This window comes from Streptomyces violaceorubidus, from assembly GCF_000717995.1.
In the GTDB taxonomy this organism is placed as follows: domain Bacteria; phylum Actinomycetota; class Actinomycetes; order Streptomycetales; family Streptomycetaceae; genus Streptomyces; species Streptomyces violaceorubidus.
Map to the genome: position 1 here is coordinate 16,397 of NZ_JODM01000019.1, position 17,583 is coordinate 33,979.

Sequence of the window (17,583 nt, forward strand, 5' to 3'; positions counted from 1 at the left end):
ATGGCCATCCGTCGCCGCAAGTATCGCTGTCCGCGCCGACATTCGCACCGGCCTTCACCCGATCTTGCTGCGCTTCCGGTGCAACGCACCACCCCTGCCCATGAATACGCCGCGGGGACCGGTACGGTTCCTCGTACCGGTCCCCGGTCGCCGCCACGGTGCGGGGCGCGGGCGGCCCAGGCGGCTCAGAGGGCTCAGGCGGCTCAGAGGGCTCAGGCGGCTCAGGCGGCTCCGAGGGCTCAAGCGGCTCAGGCGGCTCAGGAGGCGAAGTGCTCCCGGGCCCGTTCCCCGGCCGCGGGCGCCGCGCCGACGTGGTCGAGGCCCAGCAGCACCGCGCCCAGCACGGGCGGGGCCGTCACGACCCGGGGCACGGCCTTGGGGGCACGGGCCGCCAGCAGGTCCCGTATCCGCCCGTCGAGCTGCGGGTGCCGGGCCGCCAGCACGCTGCCGCCCAGCAGGACCGGCGCGGCTTCGGCCAGCAGGTCGAGACGGGTCAGCGCCACCGTGGCCATGGCCACCACCTCGTCGGCCTGCCGGTCCACGACCGACCGGGCGAGCGGGTCGCCGCCGGCCGCCGTGGCGAACAGCACGGGGGTCAGCTCGTGCCGCCGTGCCGGCTCGATCCGCCGCAGGTGCAGGGCCTCGACGAGGGCGTACATCGAGTCGAGGCCGAAGTGGGCCGGCAGCGTGCGGGCCAGCTCCGTGGGCCCGCCCCGGCCGTCCTCCGCGCGCGCGGCGTGCCACAGCGCCTCCTCGGCCAGCCCCCAGCCGCCGCCCCAGTCGCCGGAGATGCGGCCGATGGCCGGGAAGCGGGCGGTGCGGCCGTCGGGGCGCATGCCGACGCAGTTGACGCCGGCCCCGCACACGACGGCGACGCCCAGGGGCTCGGCGACGCCCGCCCGCAGGATCGCGAAGGTGTCGTTGCGCACCTCGACGCCGGTGCCCCACGCGCGCGCGTGCAGCGCGGCGGCCAGCTGCTCCTCCTCCACGGGCAGGTCGGCGTTGGCCAGGCACGCCGAGACGTGGTCGACGGAGGTGACCCCGGCCGCCGCGAAGGCCCGGGCCACCGCCTCCGCCAGGGCGTCCACGGCCCGTTCGACGCCGACGGCGGGCGGCCGGAAGGCCCCGCCGCGGGCCGTGCCGAGCACCTCCCCGTCGGCCGCCACCACGGCCACGTCGGTCTTGCTGTTGCCCGCGTCGACGGCGAGGACGCTCGCGCTCAGGCCCACGCCAGGTGCTCCCGGTTGTGTGCGATCAGCCGGTCCGTGAGCTGTTCGGCGTACGCGTACTGGCCGACGAGCGGGTGGGCGAGCAGCGCCCGGAAGACCCGGTCCCGCCCGCCGCGCAGGGCCGCGTCCAGGGCCAGGTCCTCGTACGCGGTCACGTGCGCCATGAGCCCCGCGTACAGCGGGTCCACGTCGGCCACCGGCAGCGGCGCGGCCCCCTTGCCGCCCACCGCCGCCGGGACCTCGATCACCGCGTCGTCGGGCAGGAAGGGCAGCGTGCCCCCGTTGTAGGTGTTCACCACCTGGTACGGCGAGCCCGCGCCGCCGAGCAGGGCGGCGGCGAGGTCGACGGCGGCCTCGGAGTAGTAGGCGCCGCCGCGCCCGGCGAGCAGCGCGGGCTTCTCGTCCAGGGCCGGATCGCCGTACATCCGGAGCAGTTGCCGTTCCATCTCCGCGACCTCGGCGGCCCGGGACGGCTTGGTGCGCAGCTCGTCGACGACCTCGTCGTGGGCGTAGTAGTAGCGCAGGTAGTACGACGGGACGACGCCGAGGCGGTCCAGGAGCGGCCGGGGCAGGCGCAGGTCGGCGGCGACCGCGTCCCCGTGCTCGGCCAGCAGGCGGGGCAGCACGTCCTCGCCCTCGGGCCCGCCGAGCCGCACTCCGGTCTCCCAGGTGAGGTGGTTGAGGCCCACGTGGTCCAGGTGGACGTCGGCGGGCGCCACCCCGAGCAGCGCGGCGAACTTGCGTTGCAGCCCGATCGCCACGTTGCACAGCCCGACCGCGCGGTGCCCGGCCCGGAGCAGGGCGCGGGTGACGATGCCGACGGGGTTGGTGAAGTCGATGATCCAGGCGTCCGGGTTGGCCCGGCGGATCCGCTCGGCGATGTCCAGCACCACCGGCACCGTGCGCAGCGCCTTGGCGAGCCCGCCCGCGCCGGTCGTCTCCTGGCCCACGCAACCGCACTCCAGCGGCCAGGTCTCGTCCTGCTGCCGGGCGGCCTGGCCGCCGACGCGCAGCTGGAGCAGGACGGCGTCGGCGCCCTCGACGGCCGCGTCCAGGTCGGAGGTGGTGACCACGCGGCCGGTGTGCCCCTGCCGGGCGAGGATGCGCCGGGCGAGGCCGCCCACCAGCTCCAGCCGGTCCGCCGCCGGGTCGACGAGCACCAGCTCCTCCACCGGGAGCGTGTCCCGCAACCGGGCGAAGCCGTCGATCAGTTCGGGCGTGTAGGTCGAACCGCCGCCGACCACGGTGAGTTTCATGCAGACATCAACCCTTTACTCCGGTGAGCGTGACACCCTCGACGAACGCCTTCTGCGCGAAGAAGAACACGAGGATCACGGGGGCCATGACCAGCACGGTCGCGGCCATGGTGAGGTTCCAGTCGGTGTGGTGGGCGCCCTTGAAGGACTCCAGGCCGTAGGAGAGCGTCCAGGCGCCGGGGTTCTCGGAGGCGTAGATCTGGGGGCCGAAGTAGTCGTTCCAGGCGTAGAAGAACTGGAAGAGGGCCACGGCCGCGATGCCGGGCTTCGCCATCGGCAGGACGACCCTCAGCAGGGTGCGCAGCTCCCCGCAGCCGTCGACCCTGGCCGCGTCGAGGTACTCGTCCGGGATGGTCAGCAGGAACTGGCGCAGCAGGAAGATGGAGAAGGCGTCGCCGAAGGCCATCGGGATGATCAGCGGCCACAGCGTGCCGGACAGGTCCAGCTGTTTCGCCCAGAACAGGTACATCGGGATGATGATCACCTGCGGGGGCAGCATCATCATCGAGATCACCAGCATCAGCGACAGGTGCCGGCCCCGGAAGCGGAACTTGGCCAGCGCGTAGGCCACCGGGATCGACGACGCCACGGTCAGCACGGTGCCGAGCCCCGCGTACAGCAGCGTGTTCCGCCACCAGGTGAGGAAGCCGGGCGTGTCCAGGACCGCGCGGTAGTTGCCCCACTCCCAGGTGTGCGGCCACAGGTCGCGGGTGAGGGCCTGCTGGTCGCTCATCAGCGAGGTGAGCACCACGAAGACGAACGGCAGCGTGAAGAAGAGGGCGGCGGCCACGCCCAGGGCGTGGACGGCGATCCAGTGCAGCAGGACGCGTCGGCGGGCGGTGCGCTCCTCGGTGGGCGGCGGGTCGCCGGCCGCGGCGGGCCGGGCCGGCAGCTGGGCCGTCGGTACCTGGGTGGTCATCGGTCACCTGCCTGGATCAGACCGCCCCGGCGGCGCATCAGCAGTGCCGTGAACGCCATCGCCAGCGCGAACAGCACGAGCGCGACCACACAGGCGGAGCCGTAGTCGAAGCGCTGGAAGCCGAGGTTGTAGACGAGCTGGGGGAGGGTGAGGGTGGACTTGTCGGGATAGCCGGGCTCGAAGGACTGCCCGGAGCCGCCGATGATCCCGGAGGCGACCTTCCCGGCGACCAGCGGCTGCGTGTAGTACTGCATGGTCTGGATCACGCCCGTGACCACGGCGAACAGCACGATCGGCGAGATGTTCGGCAGCGTCACGAACCGGAACCGCTGCCAGGCCGAGGCCCCGTCCAGCTCGGCCGCCTCGTACTGCTCCCTCGGCACGTCGAGCAGCGCCGCCATGAAGATCACCATGAGGTCGCCCACGCCCCACACGGCGAGCGCGGTCAGCGCGGGCTTGGACCAGGCGGCGTCCGTGAACCAGCCGGGCGCCGGCACCCCCAGCCCCTCCAGGACCGAGTTGACCGGCCCCGTACCGGGGTTGAGCAGGAAGACGAAGGCCAGCGTCGCGGCGACGGGCGGGGCGAGGTAGGGCAGGTAGAAGAGGGTCCGGAAGACCCCGGCGCCCGTCCTGATCCTCGTGATGAGCAGCCCGACCCCGAGCCCGAACGCCACCCGGCAGGTCACCATCACCAGGACCAGCCAGAGGGTGTTGCGCAGCGCGGGCCAGAACAGCGGGTAGTCCTGGAGGACGTACGCCCAGTTCTCCAGGCCCCGGAACTCCGGGACGCCGAAGCCGTCGTACTTCATCAGCGAGAAGTACACGGTGGACACCAGGGGATAGGCGAAGAAGACGCCGAACCCGACGAGCCACGGTGACATGAAGGCCACCGTGCGCAGCGCCGAGGACCGGCGCTTGGCGCGGAGCGTGTTCGCGCTCGTGGACGTGGTCATGCCCGCTACTTCGCCTGCTCGATGTCGCGGTCGATCTGCGCGGCGGTCTTCTCCAGACCGGCCTTGAGGTCCTTCACCTTGCCCGACTCGTACTGGTAGCCGAAGTCCTGGAGGGTCAGCTGGTAGGTGGCGCCGTTGACGGAGGCGGGCGGGGAGTTCGACTCGGGGTGCTGGGCGATGTCCAGGAAGGTCTTGAACGCCGGATCGGTCTTCAGGTCGGGCGACTTGAGGGCCGGGAAGGTGGAGGGCACGTTGCGGATGGCGTTGGCGAAGGCGACGACGGCCTCGGTGTCGGTCGTCATGTACTTCACCAGCTCCCACGCGGCGTTCTGCTTCTTGCTCTGCGGGGCGATGCCCATGACGGTGCCGGACAGGAAGCCCTTGCCGTACTCGTCCGCCTCGTCGTCGGCGACGGGCATCGGCGCGGTGCCGATCTCGAAGCCGACCCCCGCGTCCTTCGCCATGCCGAGCCGCCACTCGCCGTCCAGTTGCATGGCCACCTGGCCGGTCTGGAAGGGGTGCTTGGCGCCCCACTCGTCACCGAAGGTGTTGCGGTACTTCTCCAGCTTCTCGAAGCCGCCGAGGTCGTCGACGAGCTTCTTCTGGTACGTGAACATCTCGGCGAACGCCGGGTCCTCGGCGACGCTGGACTTGCCGTCCTCGCCGAAGTAGGCGTGGTCCCACTGGGACATGTAGTGGTCGACCACGGTCTCGTAGCCGTGGTAGTTCGGCATGAAGCCGAGCTGCTCGTACCCGTCGCCCCGGGTCTTCGTCAGCTTCTTCGCCACCCGGGCGAACTCGGACCAGGTCTTCGGCGGGGCCTTGATCCCGGCCGCCTCGAAGGCGTCCTTGTTGTAGTAGAGGCCGTAGGCGTCGCCGAGCAGCGGCAGGGCGCAGCGCGTCCCCTCGAACTGGGTGTACTCCAGCATCGGCTTCGGGATGAGCGCGTCCAGGTCGAGCTTCGACTTCTCGACGAAGGGCTTCAGATCGAGGAAGGCGCCCGAGGAGCAGAACTTGCCGATGTTGGACGTGGTGAACGAGGACACCACGTCGGGGCCGCTCGAACCGCCCGCGCGCAGGGCCTGGTTGAGCTTGTCGTCGTTGATGTTGCCGACGACCTTCACCTTGATGTTGGGGTGCGCCTTCTCGAAGCGGTCCACGTTGGCCTGGACGGCCTTCACCTCGGCGGGGGCGCTCCAGCCGTGCCAGAAGGTGAGGGTCGTCTCGGCGTTCGGGTCGTCGGAGGGGCCGGATCCGGACTGGCCGGTGCAGGCGGTGGCGAGCAGGGCGAGGGAGGCGGAGGCGGCGACCGCGAGGGCCGCTTTTCTGGATATTCCGGGCATGGCGAAGCTCCCAGGGGCAGGGTGGGGACAGGTGGGTGGGGCGGGTGAGGGGCGGTGCGGGGGTGTCAGCGCGAGGTGTCGAAGACCTCGTCGCGGGTGGTCGCCAGCGCGCTCTCCAGCGCGCCGCGCAGGACGGGGTGCTCCCGCACCTCACCGACGGCGAGCCGGGGCCGGGAGGCGGCCAGTTCCTCCAGCTCGTCCCGGACCAGGTCGCGCAGCGCCTCCCCGCCCGCGGTGAGCGAGGTGCCGCTCAGGACCACCAGCTCGGGGTCCAGCACCGAGACGAGGGAGGCGAGGCCGGTGGCCAGGCGGGTGGCGTAGGTCTGGAGCAGCCGGCGGTGCGGTTCGTCGTCCGAGCCGGCCCGCGCCGCGCGGGCGACCAGGGCGGCGGCGGCCTCGGTGTACGGCCCCGAGGGCACCTCGGCGACCCCCAGCTCCCGGGCCAGCCGCGGCAGCGCCTGGGAGCCGGCCAGCTCCTGGAAGCCGCCGCTGCCGGTGCGGCTGACCTTGCGGACCAGCGGCGCCCCCGGCACCGGCAGGAACCCGACCTCGCCGGCGCCGCCGGTCCAGCCGCGGTGCAGCCGGCCGCCGAGCACCAGGGCGGCACCCAGGCCCTCCTGGTTCCACAGCAGGACGAAGTCCTCGTGGCCCCGGGCCGCACCGAGGCGCTGCTCGGCCACGGCGGCGAGGTTCACGTCGTTCTCGTACTCCACCGGCATCGGCAGGGCGGCGGCGAGTTCGTCCAGGAGGGCGGGGGAGTGCCAGCCGGGCAGGTGGGAGGCGTAGCGCAGCCGCCCGGTGCCCGGGTCGAAGGCTCCCGGGGTGCCGACGACGAGGCGGTGGACGTCGCCGCGGGCGAGTCCGGCGGCCTTCACCGCGCCGTCGAGGGCGTCGGTGACCTGCTGGACGACGGGGACGGCGGGGCGCCGGCCCGGGGTGGGCAGCTCGTGCCGGCCGACGGTGCGCCCGGTGACGTCGGCGACCGCCGCCAGGACGCGGTCCGGGGTGACGTCGATCCCGGCGGCGTACGCGGCGGCCGGGTTGACCTCGTAGAGCTGGGCGCCCGGCCCGGGGCGGCCCTCGGTCGTCCCCCCGGCCAGGACCAGCCCCGCCGCCTCCAGACGGGCCAGCAACTGCGAGGCGGTGGGCTTCGACAGCCCGGTCAGCTTGCCGATCCGGGTCCGGGACAGCGGCCCGTGCTCCAGGAGGAGGTCGAGTGCGGCCCGGTCGTTCATGGCGCGCAGGACGCGCGGGGTGCCCGGCGTACCGGCGGTTCCTGCCATGCGTGTCCACACCTGCCTCTCGACCGCTCAGCTTTTCAGGGGCGGTGGGGGAAGTCCACCGCGCGGACCACCGGAAACGCTCCGGCGGGACGCCCCGAGAAGGTCTGTTAGGAAAGTTTCCTGTTGGCTGGAGAACGTAGGCCCGCCGCAAGGAGCCGTCAAGAGACCGCCCCCGAGGCAACGCAGTCGTTACCTGGGGGGCGGAAAGGGTGTGGGCCGGTCCGGGCCGGGCTACTTGCTGGTGCTGGGCGGCGGAATGGGGGAGGCCGCCATGGACTGCGGCGAGGCGGTGCTCGCGTACGCCGACGGCGCCGCGACGCCCGCCGTGGGGTCGGCGGCGACCGGGGCGCCCTCCAGGGGGACGGTGGCGCCGCCGACGATCGCGATGCCGGCCGCGTCGAAGGCCCGCTTGATGCGCCAGCGCAGCTCGCGCTCGACGGTGAGGGACTTGCCGGGCATGGTCTTCGCGCAGACCCGCACCACCATCGAGTCGAGCAGCACGGAGTCCAGGCCGAGCGTCTCGATCGGGCCCCACAGCATCTCGTTCCAGGGCTCTTCCTTGCTCATCCGCTCGCCGACCGCGGAGAGGGTCTCCTTCACCCTGTCCAGGTTCTCGTCGGAGCGGACGGTCACGTCGACACCGGCCGTGGACCAGCCCTGGGAGAGGTTGCCGATGCGCTTGACCTCGCCGTTGCGGACGTACCAGATCTCGCCGTCGGCGCCGCGCAGCTTGGTCACCCGCAGCCCGACCTCGATGACCTCGCCGGAGGCGACGCCCGCGTCGATGCTGTCGCCGACGCCGTACTGGTCCTCCAGGATCATGAAGACGCCGGAGAGGAAGTCGGTGACCAGATTGCGGGCGCCGAAGCCGATCGCCACACCGGCGACACCGGCGGAGGCCAGCAGCGGGGCCAGGTTGATCTGGAAGGTGCCGAGCACCATCAGGGCGGCGGTGCCCAGGATGAGGAAGCTGGCCACCGAACGCAGGACGGACCCGATCGCCTCCGAGCGCTGCCGGCGCCGCTCGGCGTTGACCAGCAGCCCGCTCAGTGCCGTACCGCCGGACCCACCGCTCCTGCGGTTCATGCGGTCTATCAGCTTGGTGATCGCCCGCCGCACCACCGCGCGCAGCACCACCGCGATCACCACGATCAGCAGCACCCGCAGTCCGATCGCGAGCCACGTCGACCAGTTCTCCTCGACCCAGCCCGCGGCGTTGGTCGCGCTCTCGTGGGCCTCCCTCAGCGAGGGCACGGTCGGGGCCGTCGGTGTGGGCGACGGCGAGGGCGACGAACCGGCGGCCGACAGGACGGCGGCGGACAGGGACACGACGGAAACCTCCAGGTGCGGCGGCCCGTCCTGCGGGGTCCGGTCCGAGGGTCCGGTCCAAGGTCACGGAAAGGTCACCGGACGGGCAGAGGCACCACACTAACGGGGCACCGGACGCGGTTCGGCCCGAAATGGGCGGGGGAGACACTGCTCACCCGCGCTCGGACTGGTCACGCCCGGGACGGCAGGCCCCGTGTGGTCGAAAACACTCCCAGCCCGTTACCGGGACATGGTGGCGCTACGACCAGGCATGAGGGGAGACTGAACCAGATCGTCCCGGCGCGAGCCACGCGCCGCCGACGCCCAAGGAGGCACCCGTGCCGCATGTCCTGGTCCTCAACGCGTCGTACGAGCCACTCGGCGTCGTACCGCTCCGCCGCGCGCTCGTCCTCGTCCTGGAGAACAAGGCCGTGTGCCTCGAGGAGTCCGGCGCCTATCTGCACAGCGCGACCGTCACCGTGCCCGCACCCAGCGTGGTCCGGCTCAAGCGATTCGTGCGGGTGCCCTACCGCGGCCCCGTCCCGCTCACCCGCCGCGCCCTCTTCGCCCGCGACGGAGGCCGCTGCATGTACTGCGGCGCCGCCGCCACCAGCGTCGACCACGTCATCCCGCGCAGTCGCGGGGGCCTGCACGCGTGGGACAACGTGGTGGCGTCCTGCCGCCGCTGCAACCACGTCAAGGCCGACCGCCACCTGGTCGAACTCGGCTGGCGCCTGCGCCACAAACCGGCCCCGCCCACCGGCCTGGCCTGGCGCATCATCGGCACGGGACACCGGGACCCGCGCTGGCTGCCGTACTTGCAGCCGTACGGCGCGGAGGACGCCATGGCCCGGATCGACGGCATCTCCGCCTGAGACCCCGAGCACCCGCCCGCCGCACCCGGTTCCCCGGCGGCAGGGTGCCCAGGGCGGCCCCGCCCGCCTCGGTCAGCGCGACGTCCTCGCCGAGAGGCGGCGTACGAGGTGGCCTCGACGACCATGAGGACGGGGTCGGGGTCGGCCGCCCGGCGGGGCGTTGCATGCCTGACCGTTTGGGCTTTCCGTGCGCGGGTTAGGTGGATTTTTGACCGGGTCCGTGTCGATTCGAGACGGGGTGGATGTGACCAGGATCATGTTGTCGGTGTCGGGGCGTCTGTCCTCGCCCGGACTGGGTAGGGCTGCCCCTGACCCGACAACCGTCGCGACAAAGGAGACTCCCGTGGCTGCACTCCTCCTGCTCCCGGCCCCTTCCAAACCCGTGGCGGAGCCCTCCGCCGCCTCCGAGACCCCGCACTACTGCGTCTTCGGCGCCACCGGCGGCTGCGCCGAGACCCCGCTGACCAGCGAGCCGCCGCTGCCCGACGCCGAGCCCCTCACCAGTGAGTCGCCGTTCGCCGACGCCGTACCGCTGACCAGCGAGTCCTCGCCCGAGCTCACGGCCGACGTGCCGGAGCAGGGCGGCCCCTCCTTCGCCGTGCCGGAACCCACGAGGTCGTAGAGGAAGCAGATGCCCGCAGACCGGTCGGCCGAGCCCCCCGCCGAGGACCTTCCCGAGGATCTGACCAGGCTCGCCGCCCTGCACGGCGTCGCCACCTCCTACCGCCCCTCCCCGGAGCGCACCGTCTCCGCCTCGGCCACCGCCGTGACCCTCGCGCTGGCCGCCCTCGGCGTGGACACCAGCGGCCCGGGGGCCGTACGGGCCGCGCTCGCCGCCCGCGAGAGCGAGGTGCGCGGGCGGCTGCTGCCGCCCACCGTCGTCCGCTGGGACGGCGGCGGCACCCCGGCCGCGCTGGCCGACCTGCCCGCGGGCACCCGGCTGCGCGTCGACACCGAGCAGGGCGAGTGCCGCGACGGTGCCGGGCGGCTTCCGACCGGGGTACACCGGCTGACCGCCACCGCGCCCGACGGGCGCACCGCCGAGGCCCACCTGATCGTCGCGCCCGCCCGGCTGCCCACGCCCGCCGCCCGCTCCCACGGACTCCTGGTCCAGCTCTACTCCCTCCTCTCCCGCCGCTCCTGGGGCATGGGCGACCTCGGCGACCTCGGCGAGCTGGCCGCCTGGGCCGGACGCGCCCTCGGCGCCGGGTTCGTCCAGGTCAACCCGCTGCACGCGGCCGTGCCCGGCGCCCCCACCGACCCGTCCCCCTACCGGCCCTCCTCGCGCCGCTTCCCCGACCCCGTGCACCTGCGGATCGAGGACGTGCCCGAGTTCGCGTACGTCGGCGACCCCGAGCGCGCCCGGACCCTGCGGGAGCGGGCCGGGCGGCTGCGCGAGGACGTCCTGGACAAGGGCGCCCTGATCGACCGGGACGCCGTGGGGGAGCTGAAGCGCGAGGCCCTGGAGCTGCTCCACGAGGTCCCCCTCGGGCCCGGCCGCCGCGCCGCCTACTGCGACTACCTCGCCGAACAGGGCGCCGCCCTGGAGGACCACGCCACCTGGTGCGCGCTGGCCGAGGTGCACGGCTCCGACTGGCACCGGTGGCCGGAAGGGCTGCGCGACCCCCGCTCGGCCGACACCGACCGCGCCCGCCGCGAGCTGATGCACCGCGTCGACTTCCACTCCCGGCTCACCTGGCTGACCGACACCCAGCTCACCGCCGCCCAGCGCACCGCCCGCGAGGCGGGCATGCCGGTCGGGATCGTCCACGACCTCGCCGTCGGCGTGCACCCGCGCGGCGCCGACTCCTGGGCCCAGCAGGAGTACTTCGCCGCCGGGATGTCGGTGGGGGCGCCGCCGGACGCCTTCAACTCCCGCGGGCAGGACTGGGGTCTGCCGCCCTGGCGCCCGGACCGCCTCGCGGACTGCGGGTACGCGCCGTTCCGGGAGCTGCTGCGCGGTCTGTTCCGGTACGCCGGGGCACTGCGCGTCGACCACGTCATGGGCCTGTTCCGGCTCTGGTGGGTGCCCGAGGGCCACCCGCCCACCGAGGGCACCTACGTCCACTACGACGCCGAGGCCATGCTCGCCGTCCTCGTCCTGGAGGCCGCCCGGGCCGGTGCCGTCGTCATCGGTGAGGACCTGGGCACCGTGGAGCCCGGGGTGCGCGAGGCGCTGCGCGAGCGCGGAGTGCTGGGCACCTCGGTGCTGTGGTTCGAACGGGACTGGGCCGGCGACGGCCGCCCCCTGCCGCCCGAGCGGTGGCGCGCCGACTGCCTGGCCACCGCCACCACCCACGACCTGCCGTCCACCGCCGCCCGCCTCGCCGGAGAACACGTCGAACTCCGCTACCGGCTCGGGCTGCTCACCCGCCCGCTGGAGGAGGAACGCGCCGAGGCCGCCGCGGACACCGCCGAGTGGATCGACGTACTGGCCCGGCTCGGGCTGCTGCACGGCACCGGCGGCGACACCGGAACGCCCGCCGAGGAGGCGGAGATCCAGGCCGTGCACCGCTTCCTGCTGCGCACCCCCGCCCGCATGGTCGGCATCTGGCTCCCGGACGCCGTCGGCGACCGCCGCCCGCAGAACCTGCCCGGCACCTGGGACCAGTACCCGAACTGGCGGCTGCCCGTCGCCGATGCCGAGGGCCGCCCGGTGACGCTGGAGGACCTGGCCGCCTCGCCCCGCCTGCACGCCCTGATCGACGCGGTAAGGGAAGGCGGCGGCGACCGGGACGGCTGAGCGGCACGGGGCCGCGGGGTGCCCGCGCCCCGTACGGGCACCCCGGGCGCGCGGTCGCCCGGACCGTTCGCTAACTTTGCACCGTGGACAAGAAGAACGCCCTGCGCGCCGGCGCCCTGGCAGCCGGTACGACGCTGATGATGCTGCTCATGTCGTCCCCCGCGCTCGCGCTGACGCGCGACGACGGCGACGACCCCGGCACCGGCCTGGGCGTCGTCGAGACGCTGGGCCTCTACGTCCTGGCCCCGCTCGCGCTGTTCGCCGTCATCGCGGGCCTGGTGCTGGTCCTCGACCGGTCCCACCCGGACCACCGGGTGTCGGCTCCCGGCGCCAAGGGCAAGACCAAGACCAAGGCCAAGGTCGCCGCGAAGGCCTGACCCGACGCCCGGCCTCCCGACCCGGCTTCACCGAGGGCGCCGCCCCGCCGCACGTACGCGGAGGGGACGGCGCCCTTCGGCGTCTTCGCGGGCGGGGCCTACTCCTCCGTGCCGGCGAGGAGGTCCCGCAGCAGGCCGGCCAGCTCACCGGCCCGTTCGGCGTCCAGGGAGGCCAGCGCCTCGGTCTGGACGGCCAGGCCCGCGCCGACCGCCTCGTCGATCAGCTCCAGCCCCCGTTCGGTGAGCGTGACCTGCAGTCCCCGGCGGTCGTGCGGGTCGGGGGAGCGGCGCAGCAGCCCCGCCCGCTCCAGCTTGTCCAGCCTGCCGGTCATGCCGCCGGTGGTGAGCATCAGCGTGGCCGAGAGCTGCCGGGGGGAGAGCGTGTACGGCTCGCCGGAGCGGCGCAGGGTGGCCAGGGCGTCGAACTCCCCGCGTGAGATGCCGAAGCGCGCGTACGCCTTCTCCATCCGGTCGCCCATGGCGCGCGCCAGCCGGAAGACCCGGCCGAACACCTCCATGGCGGCCGTGTCCAGGTCGGGCCGCACCACCGCCCACTGGTCGATGATCACGTCGACGGGGTCCTTGCGCGGTCCGGGCTGCGGGGGACGTTCAGTCATGGGACGAGTATCGGGGCCGTTCCGCTCGACCGCAAGAAAGTAGCTTGACGGAAACTAGCTTGAAGTAAACTAGATTGACAGAAACTTGCTTAGGGGTAAGCTACTTGCTGTTGAGCTTCATTTCGCCTCCGAAGGGTGCCCCATGGCCGCCACCCGCCCCGCCGTCGTCGCGCTCACCGCCCTCGCCCCCGTCTCCTGGGGCAGCACCTACGCCGTGACCACCGAGTTCCTGCCGCCCGACCGGCCCCTGTTCACCGGGCTGATGCGTGCTCTGCCCGCCGGTCTGCTGCTGCTCGCGCTCGCCCGGGTGCTGCCGCGCGGCGCCTGGTGGGGGAAGGCCGCGGTGCTGGGCGCGCTGAACATCGGGGCCTTCTTCCCGCTGCTGTTCCTCGCCGCCTACCGGATGCCCGGCGGAATGGCCGCCGTCGTGGGCTCGGTCGGGCCGCTCCTCGTCGTCGGGCTGTCCGCCCTGCTGCTCGGGCAGCGCCCCACCGCCCGCTCGGTGCTCACCGGCGTCGTCGCCGCGTCCGGCGTCAGCCTGGTGGTGCTGGAGGCGGCCGGGGGACTGGACGCGCTCGGTGTGCTGGCGGCCCTCGCCTCCACCGCCTCCATGTCCACCGGCACCGTGCTGGCCAAGCGCTGGGGCCGCCCCGACGGTGTCGGCCCGCTCGCCCTGACCGGCTGGCAGCTGACCGCGGGCGGCCTGCTCGTCGCGCCGCTCGCCCTGCTGGTCGAAGGCGCCCCGCCCGCCCTGGACGGCCCGGCGATCGGCGGCTACCTCTACCTGGCGCTGGCCAACACGGCGCTGGCGTACTGGCTCTGGTTCCGCGGCATCGGCCGGCTCTCCGCCACCCAGGTCACCTTCCTCGGCCCGCTCTCGCCGCTGACCGCCGCCGTGATCGGCTGGGCGGCGCTCGGCGAGGCGCTCGGCCCGGTGCAACTGGCGGGCATGGTGCTGGCGTTCGGAGCGACCCTCGCGGGGCAGCGGGCGCCGCGCCCGCGGGGGGCCGTGGCGGTCGGTGGACCCTTCGGTTCTGCTTCACAAAAGCGTCGAAAAGATTCGATGGACCTGACGGGTGCGGCCCTGCGACGGTAGGCCCGCCAGGCCCCCGACCAGGAAAGGACCTCCGTGGCCACAGCCGCCCGTCCCGACGCCACCCGGATCACCCCCCGACGGACCGCCGAGGCGCGGCCCGCGGCACCCGTCGCCCTCGGGCTCGCGCTCGCCGTCCTCGCCACCCTCGTCTGGTCCGGCAGCTTCGTCACCTCCCGGGCCCTCGGCGACAGCGTGCGAGGCCGCCGGGTTCCGGCCGCACCAGGGCCACGCGGCGGCCGGCTGGCCGGCGATCCTCGCCATGGTCGGGGCGGGCATGGGCGTCGCCCTGGTCCCGCGCATGGCGGCCGTGCCGCGGGACGGCGTGGCGATGCGCGAACTGCGCGCCGACCGCCCCGTCCGGCACGTCGTCGCGGCCGTGCGCAAGGGGGCGGAGGAGGCCGCCGCGACCGCCGCCGTCCTCACGGCCCTGCGGGCGGCGGCGGAGGAACGCGCCACCTGACGTCGCGGCGGGGCCCGGTACGGGGCCCCCGCCGGGGGGCGTTCGGATCGGCGCCGGGTATGGGCGGTCGTCAGTGGCTGGTCGTGCCCGGCGGCGGGGGCGCAGGTCGATGCGGCCATGCGGGCGGGCACGGTGCCGCGGTCGGCGGTCGTGGTGCTGCGTCGGGTGTGCGGGGACACTCGCTCGGCGAGTACACGCGTCCGAGGACACGGGGAGGGGGCGTTCGGATCGGCGCCGCCGTCCTGACGGCCTTGCGGGCGGCGGCGGAGTTGCGCGCCACCTGACGTCGCGGCGGGGATCCGGTACGGGGTCCCCGCCGGGGGGCGTTCGGATCGGCGCCGGGCATGGTGTCGCGCAGGGCGCAGGGCGCAGGGCGCAGGCCGCAGGGCGCCGGGGGGCGTGGACACACGCCCCCGAGTACGCGCCCCCAGGTACGCGCCCACGCCCCCGGATACGCCGAGCGCACGCCGAGGGGGCGCCCGGTGCGACACCGGACGCCCCCCCGTACGTACCGTCCGCCTACTCGGCCGCCGCCGCGTCCGCCGCCTGGGCCCGCAGGGCGCGCTCGACGCCGGAGCGGGACTCCGAGACCAGTCGGCGCAGGGCCGCGTTCGGCTCGGCGGAGGCCAGCCACGCGTCCGTGCGGTCCAGGGTCTCCGGTGCCACCTGCACCGCCGGGTACAGGCCGACCGCGATCTGCTGCGCCATCTCGTGCGAACGGGACTCCCAGACGCCCTTCAGCGCCTCGAAGTACCGCTCCGTGTACGAGGCCAGCAGCTCGCGCTGGTCGGTCTGGACGAAGCCGGCGATGACCGCCTCCTGGACGGCGTTCGGCAGCTTGTCGGACTCCACGACCGACTCCCAGGCCTCCGCCTTGGCCGCCTCGGTCGGCCGGGCCGCCCGCGCGGTGGCCGCGTGGCGCTCACCGGCGGCGGTCTTGTCCCGCTCGTACTCGGCCGCGATCTCCGACCCGCCGAACCGGCCCACGGCCGCCAGCCGCTGCACGAACGCCCAGCGCAGCTCCGTGTCGACGGCCAGACCCTCGATGGTCTGCGTGCCGTCGAGCAGCGCGTCCAGCAGGTCCAGCTGCTCGGGAGTGCGCGCCGTCGCCGCGAACGCCCGCGCCCACGCCAGCTGGTGGTCGCTGCCCGCCTCGGCGGCGCGCAGGTGGGCCAGCGTCGCCTCGGTCCAGCGGGTGAGCAGCGCCTCGCGGGCGGTGGGGGCGGCGTACTGGTCGATCGCCAGCTTCACCTGGCGGTGCAGCGACTGCACCACGCCGATGTCGGACTCCTTGCCGATGCCGGACAGCACCAGCGACAGGTAGTCGCGGGTCGCCAGCTCCGCGTCGCGGGTCATGTCCCACGCCGACGCCCAGCACAGCGCGCGCGGCAGCGACTCGGTGAAGTCGCCGAGGTGCTCGGTGACCTGGGCCAGCGACTGCTCGTCGAGGCGGACCTTGGCGTACGACAGGTCGTCGTCGTTCAGGAGGAGCACCGCCGGGCGCGGCTTGCCCACCAGCTGCGGCACGTCCGTCAGCTCGCCGTCCACGTCCAGCTCGACGCGGTCCCCGCGCACCAGCTTGCCGTCGGCGTCGAGGTCGTAGGCGCCGATCGCGATGCGGTGCGGGCGCAGGGTGGGCTCACCCTTGGCACCGGCGGGCAGCGCGGGGGCCTCCTGGCGGATGGCGAAGGAGGTGATGACGCCGTTCGCGTCCGTCTCGATCCGAGGGCTCAGCACGTTGATGCCGGCCGTCTCCAGCCACGCCTTCGACCAGGTCTTCAGATCACGCCCGGAGGTCTCCTCCAGCGCGCCCAGCAGGTCGGACAGGCGGGTGTTGCCGAACGCGTGCCGCTTGAAGTAGGCCTGCACGCCCTTGAAGAACGCCTCCTCACCGACGTACGCGACGAGCTGCTTGAGCACGCTCGCACCCTTGGCGTACGTGATGCCGTCGAAGTTGACGAGCACGTCGTCCAGGTCGCTGATGTCCGCCATGATCGGGTGCGTGGACGGGAGCTGGTCCTGCCGGTACGCCCAGGTCTTCATCTGGTTGGCGAACGTCGTCCACGAGTGCGGCCACTTCGACCCCGGCGCGGCGGCCTGGCAGGCGGCCTCGGCGTAGGTGGCGAAGGACTCGTTCAGCCACAGGTCGTTCCACCACTCCATGGTGACCAGGTCGCCGAACCACATGTGCGCCAGCTCGTGCAGGATCGTCGCCGCCCGCACCTCGTACGCGGCGTCCGTCACCTTCGAGCGGAACACGTACTGGTCGCGGATGGTCACCGCGCCCGCGTTCTCCATCGCGCCCGCGTTGAACTCCGGCACGAAGAGCTGGTCGTACTTCTTGAACGGGTACGCGTAGTCGAACTTCTCCTGGAACCAGTCGAAGCCCTGCCGGGTGACCTCGAAGATGGCGTCCGCGTCGAGGTGCTCGGCCAGCGAGGGACGGCAGTAGATGCCGAGCGGCACGGACTGGCCGTCCTTCTCGTACACGCTGTGCACCGAGTGGTACGGGCCGACGATCAGCGCCGTGATGTACGACGAGATGCGCGGGGTCGGCTCGAACTCCCAGACGTTGTCCTTCGGCTCGGGCGTCGGCGAGTTGGAGATGACCGTCCAGCCCTCGGGGGCCTTCACGGTGAACTGGAACGTCGCCTTCAGGTCCGGCTGCTCGAAGCTCGCGAAGACCCGGCGCGCGTCCGGCACCTCGAACTGCGTGTACAGGTACGCCTGGTCGTCCACCGGGTCGACGAACCGGTGCAGGCCCTCGCCGGTGTTGGTGTAGGCGCAGTCCGCGGCCACGCGCAGGACGTTGCGCCCCGGCAGCAGGCCCGGCAGCGCGATGCGGGAGTCCTGGAACACCTCGGCGGCATCGAGGGCGTCGCCGTTCAGCGTCACCTCGTGCACCGTCGGCGCGACCAGGTCGATGAAGGACTCCCCGCCGCCGTCGGCGACGTCGAAGCGCACCGTGGTCACGGACCGGTAGGTGCCGCCCTCCTGCGCGCCGGTGAGGTCGAGATCGATCTCGTACGAGTCAACGGTCAGCAGCGTCGCCCGCTGCCGCGCCTCTTCGCGAGTCAGGTTTGTGCCAGGCACGCGGTCATCTCCTCGTTATGTGTGGGTTGTG

14 protein-coding genes and 1 pseudogene are annotated in these 17,583 nt (G+C 73.4%); 6 read left to right on the plus strand and 9 right to left on the minus strand.

The window, feature by feature from the left end; translation table 11 throughout:
- Nucleotides 1-257: 257 nt before the first annotated feature.
- The 7 genes from IE94_RS0121545 to IE94_RS0121575 form a co-directional block, all read right to left on the minus strand.
- On the minus strand, nucleotides 258-1,229 hold the full coding sequence (locus IE94_RS0121545) for an N-acetylglucosamine kinase (RefSeq protein WP_030186787.1): 972 nt from the start codon (nucleotides 1,227-1,229) through the stop codon (nucleotides 258-260).
- The gene (locus tag IE94_RS0121550; RefSeq protein WP_030186788.1) at nucleotides 1,220-2,485 is read right to left on the minus strand and encodes a 6-phospho-beta-glucosidase; all 1,266 of its coding nucleotides are present in this window, start codon (nucleotides 2,483-2,485) and stop codon (nucleotides 1,220-1,222) included. The genes IE94_RS0121545 and IE94_RS0121550 overlap by 10 nt, the downstream gene beginning before the upstream one ends.
- A 7-nt stretch (nucleotides 2,486-2,492) precedes the next feature.
- Nucleotides 2,493-3,404 (minus strand): carbohydrate ABC transporter permease, encoded by a 912-nt coding sequence (locus tag IE94_RS0121555; protein WP_030186791.1) that lies wholly within the window; start codon nucleotides 3,402-3,404, stop codon nucleotides 2,493-2,495.
- On the minus strand, nucleotides 3,401-4,357 hold the full coding sequence (locus IE94_RS0121560; protein WP_030186792.1) for a carbohydrate ABC transporter permease: 957 nt from the start codon (nucleotides 4,355-4,357) through the stop codon (nucleotides 3,401-3,403). Before IE94_RS0121560 ends, IE94_RS0121555 begins: the two co-directional genes overlap by 4 nt.
- 5 nt (nucleotides 4,358-4,362) lie before the next feature.
- A complete protein-coding gene (locus tag IE94_RS0121565; RefSeq protein WP_030186794.1) occupies nucleotides 4,363-5,700 on the minus strand; it encodes an ABC transporter substrate-binding protein in 1,338 nt (445 codons plus the stop codon).
- Between the two features lie 65 nt (nucleotides 5,701-5,765).
- A complete protein-coding gene (locus IE94_RS0121570; RefSeq protein ID WP_030186796.1) occupies nucleotides 5,766-6,983 on the minus strand; it encodes an ROK family transcriptional regulator in 1,218 nt (405 codons plus the stop codon).
- 231 nt (nucleotides 6,984-7,214) lie between these two features.
- Nucleotides 7,215-8,312, minus strand: a complete 1,098-nt coding sequence (locus IE94_RS0121575; protein WP_030186798.1) for a mechanosensitive ion channel family protein — start codon at nucleotides 8,310-8,312, stop codon at nucleotides 7,215-7,217.
- Between the two features lie 317 nt (nucleotides 8,313-8,629).
- On the opposite strand from IE94_RS0121575, the gene IE94_RS0121580 reads away from it, so the two are divergent.
- The 4 genes from IE94_RS0121580 to IE94_RS0121595 all read left to right on the plus strand — a co-directional run bounded on the left by IE94_RS0121580 (nucleotide 8,630) and on the right by IE94_RS0121595 (nucleotide 12,286).
- Nucleotides 8,630-9,166 (plus strand): HNH endonuclease, encoded by a 537-nt coding sequence (locus IE94_RS0121580; RefSeq protein ID WP_030186800.1) that lies wholly within the window; start codon nucleotides 8,630-8,632, stop codon nucleotides 9,164-9,166.
- Nucleotides 9,167-9,509: 343 nt separating this feature from the next.
- Nucleotides 9,510-9,788, plus strand: coding sequence for a hypothetical protein (locus tag IE94_RS0121585; protein WP_030186802.1), 279 nt, complete (start codon nucleotides 9,510-9,512; stop codon nucleotides 9,786-9,788).
- 9 nt (nucleotides 9,789-9,797) lie between these two features.
- Complete coding sequence (gene malQ, locus IE94_RS0121590; RefSeq protein WP_030186804.1) at nucleotides 9,798-11,909, plus strand: 4-alpha-glucanotransferase; 2,112 nt, start codon at nucleotides 9,798-9,800, stop codon at nucleotides 11,907-11,909.
- Between the two features lie 83 nt (nucleotides 11,910-11,992).
- A complete protein-coding gene (locus IE94_RS0121595; protein WP_030186805.1) occupies nucleotides 11,993-12,286 on the plus strand; it encodes a hypothetical protein in 294 nt (97 codons plus the stop codon).
- Nucleotides 12,287-12,384: 98 nt separating this feature from the next.
- Here IE94_RS0121595 and IE94_RS0121600 read toward each other — a convergent pair whose 3' ends face one another.
- Nucleotides 12,385-12,903, minus strand: a complete 519-nt coding sequence (locus IE94_RS0121600; protein ID WP_030186807.1) for a MarR family winged helix-turn-helix transcriptional regulator — start codon at nucleotides 12,901-12,903, stop codon at nucleotides 12,385-12,387.
- A 142-nt stretch (nucleotides 12,904-13,045) separates the two neighbouring features.
- Here IE94_RS0121600 and IE94_RS0121605 point away from each other — a divergent pair, with 142 nt between their 5' ends.
- Together IE94_RS0121605 and IE94_RS35895 are read left to right on the plus strand one after the other, a co-directional pair.
- Nucleotides 13,046-13,999 (plus strand): EamA family transporter, encoded by a 954-nt coding sequence (locus tag IE94_RS0121605; RefSeq protein WP_030186809.1) that lies wholly within the window; start codon nucleotides 13,046-13,048, stop codon nucleotides 13,997-13,999.
- A 190-nt stretch (nucleotides 14,000-14,189) separates the two neighbouring features.
- Nucleotides 14,190-14,459, plus strand: a pseudogene (locus tag IE94_RS35895) (LysR substrate-binding domain-containing protein); the annotation flags it as partial.
- Between the two features lie 519 nt (nucleotides 14,460-14,978).
- On the opposite strand, the gene pepN reads toward IE94_RS35895, so the two are convergent.
- Nucleotides 14,979-17,552, minus strand: a complete 2,574-nt coding sequence (gene pepN, locus IE94_RS0121615) for an aminopeptidase N (RefSeq protein WP_030186811.1) — start codon at nucleotides 17,550-17,552, stop codon at nucleotides 14,979-14,981.
- Between the last annotated feature and the right edge of the window lie 31 nt (nucleotides 17,553-17,583).

Coding starts and splice junctions, on each gene's coding strand:
- IE94_RS0121550 (WP_030186788.1), bottom strand. CDS start 2,485: ATGAAACTCACCGTGGTCGGCGGCGGTTCGACCTACACGCCCGAACTG.
- IE94_RS0121555 (WP_030186791.1), bottom strand. CDS start 3,404: ATGACCACCCAGGTACCGACGGCCCAGCTGCCGGCCCGGCCCGCCGCG.
- IE94_RS0121560 (WP_030186792.1), bottom strand. CDS start 4,357: ATGACCACGTCCACGAGCGCGAACACGCTCCGCGCCAAGCGCCGGTCC.
- IE94_RS0121565 (WP_030186794.1), bottom strand. CDS start 5,700: ATGCCCGGAATATCCAGAAAAGCGGCCCTCGCGGTCGCCGCCTCCGCC.
- IE94_RS0121570 (WP_030186796.1), bottom strand. CDS start 6,983: ATGGCAGGAACCGCCGGTACGCCGGGCACCCCGCGCGTCCTGCGCGCC.
- malQ (WP_030186804.1), top strand. CDS start 9,798: ATGCCCGCAGACCGGTCGGCCGAGCCCCCCGCCGAGGACCTTCCCGAG.
- IE94_RS0121600 (WP_030186807.1), bottom strand. CDS start 12,903: ATGACTGAACGTCCCCCGCAGCCCGGACCGCGCAAGGACCCCGTCGAC.
- IE94_RS0121605 (WP_030186809.1), top strand. CDS start 13,046: ATGGCCGCCACCCGCCCCGCCGTCGTCGCGCTCACCGCCCTCGCCCCC.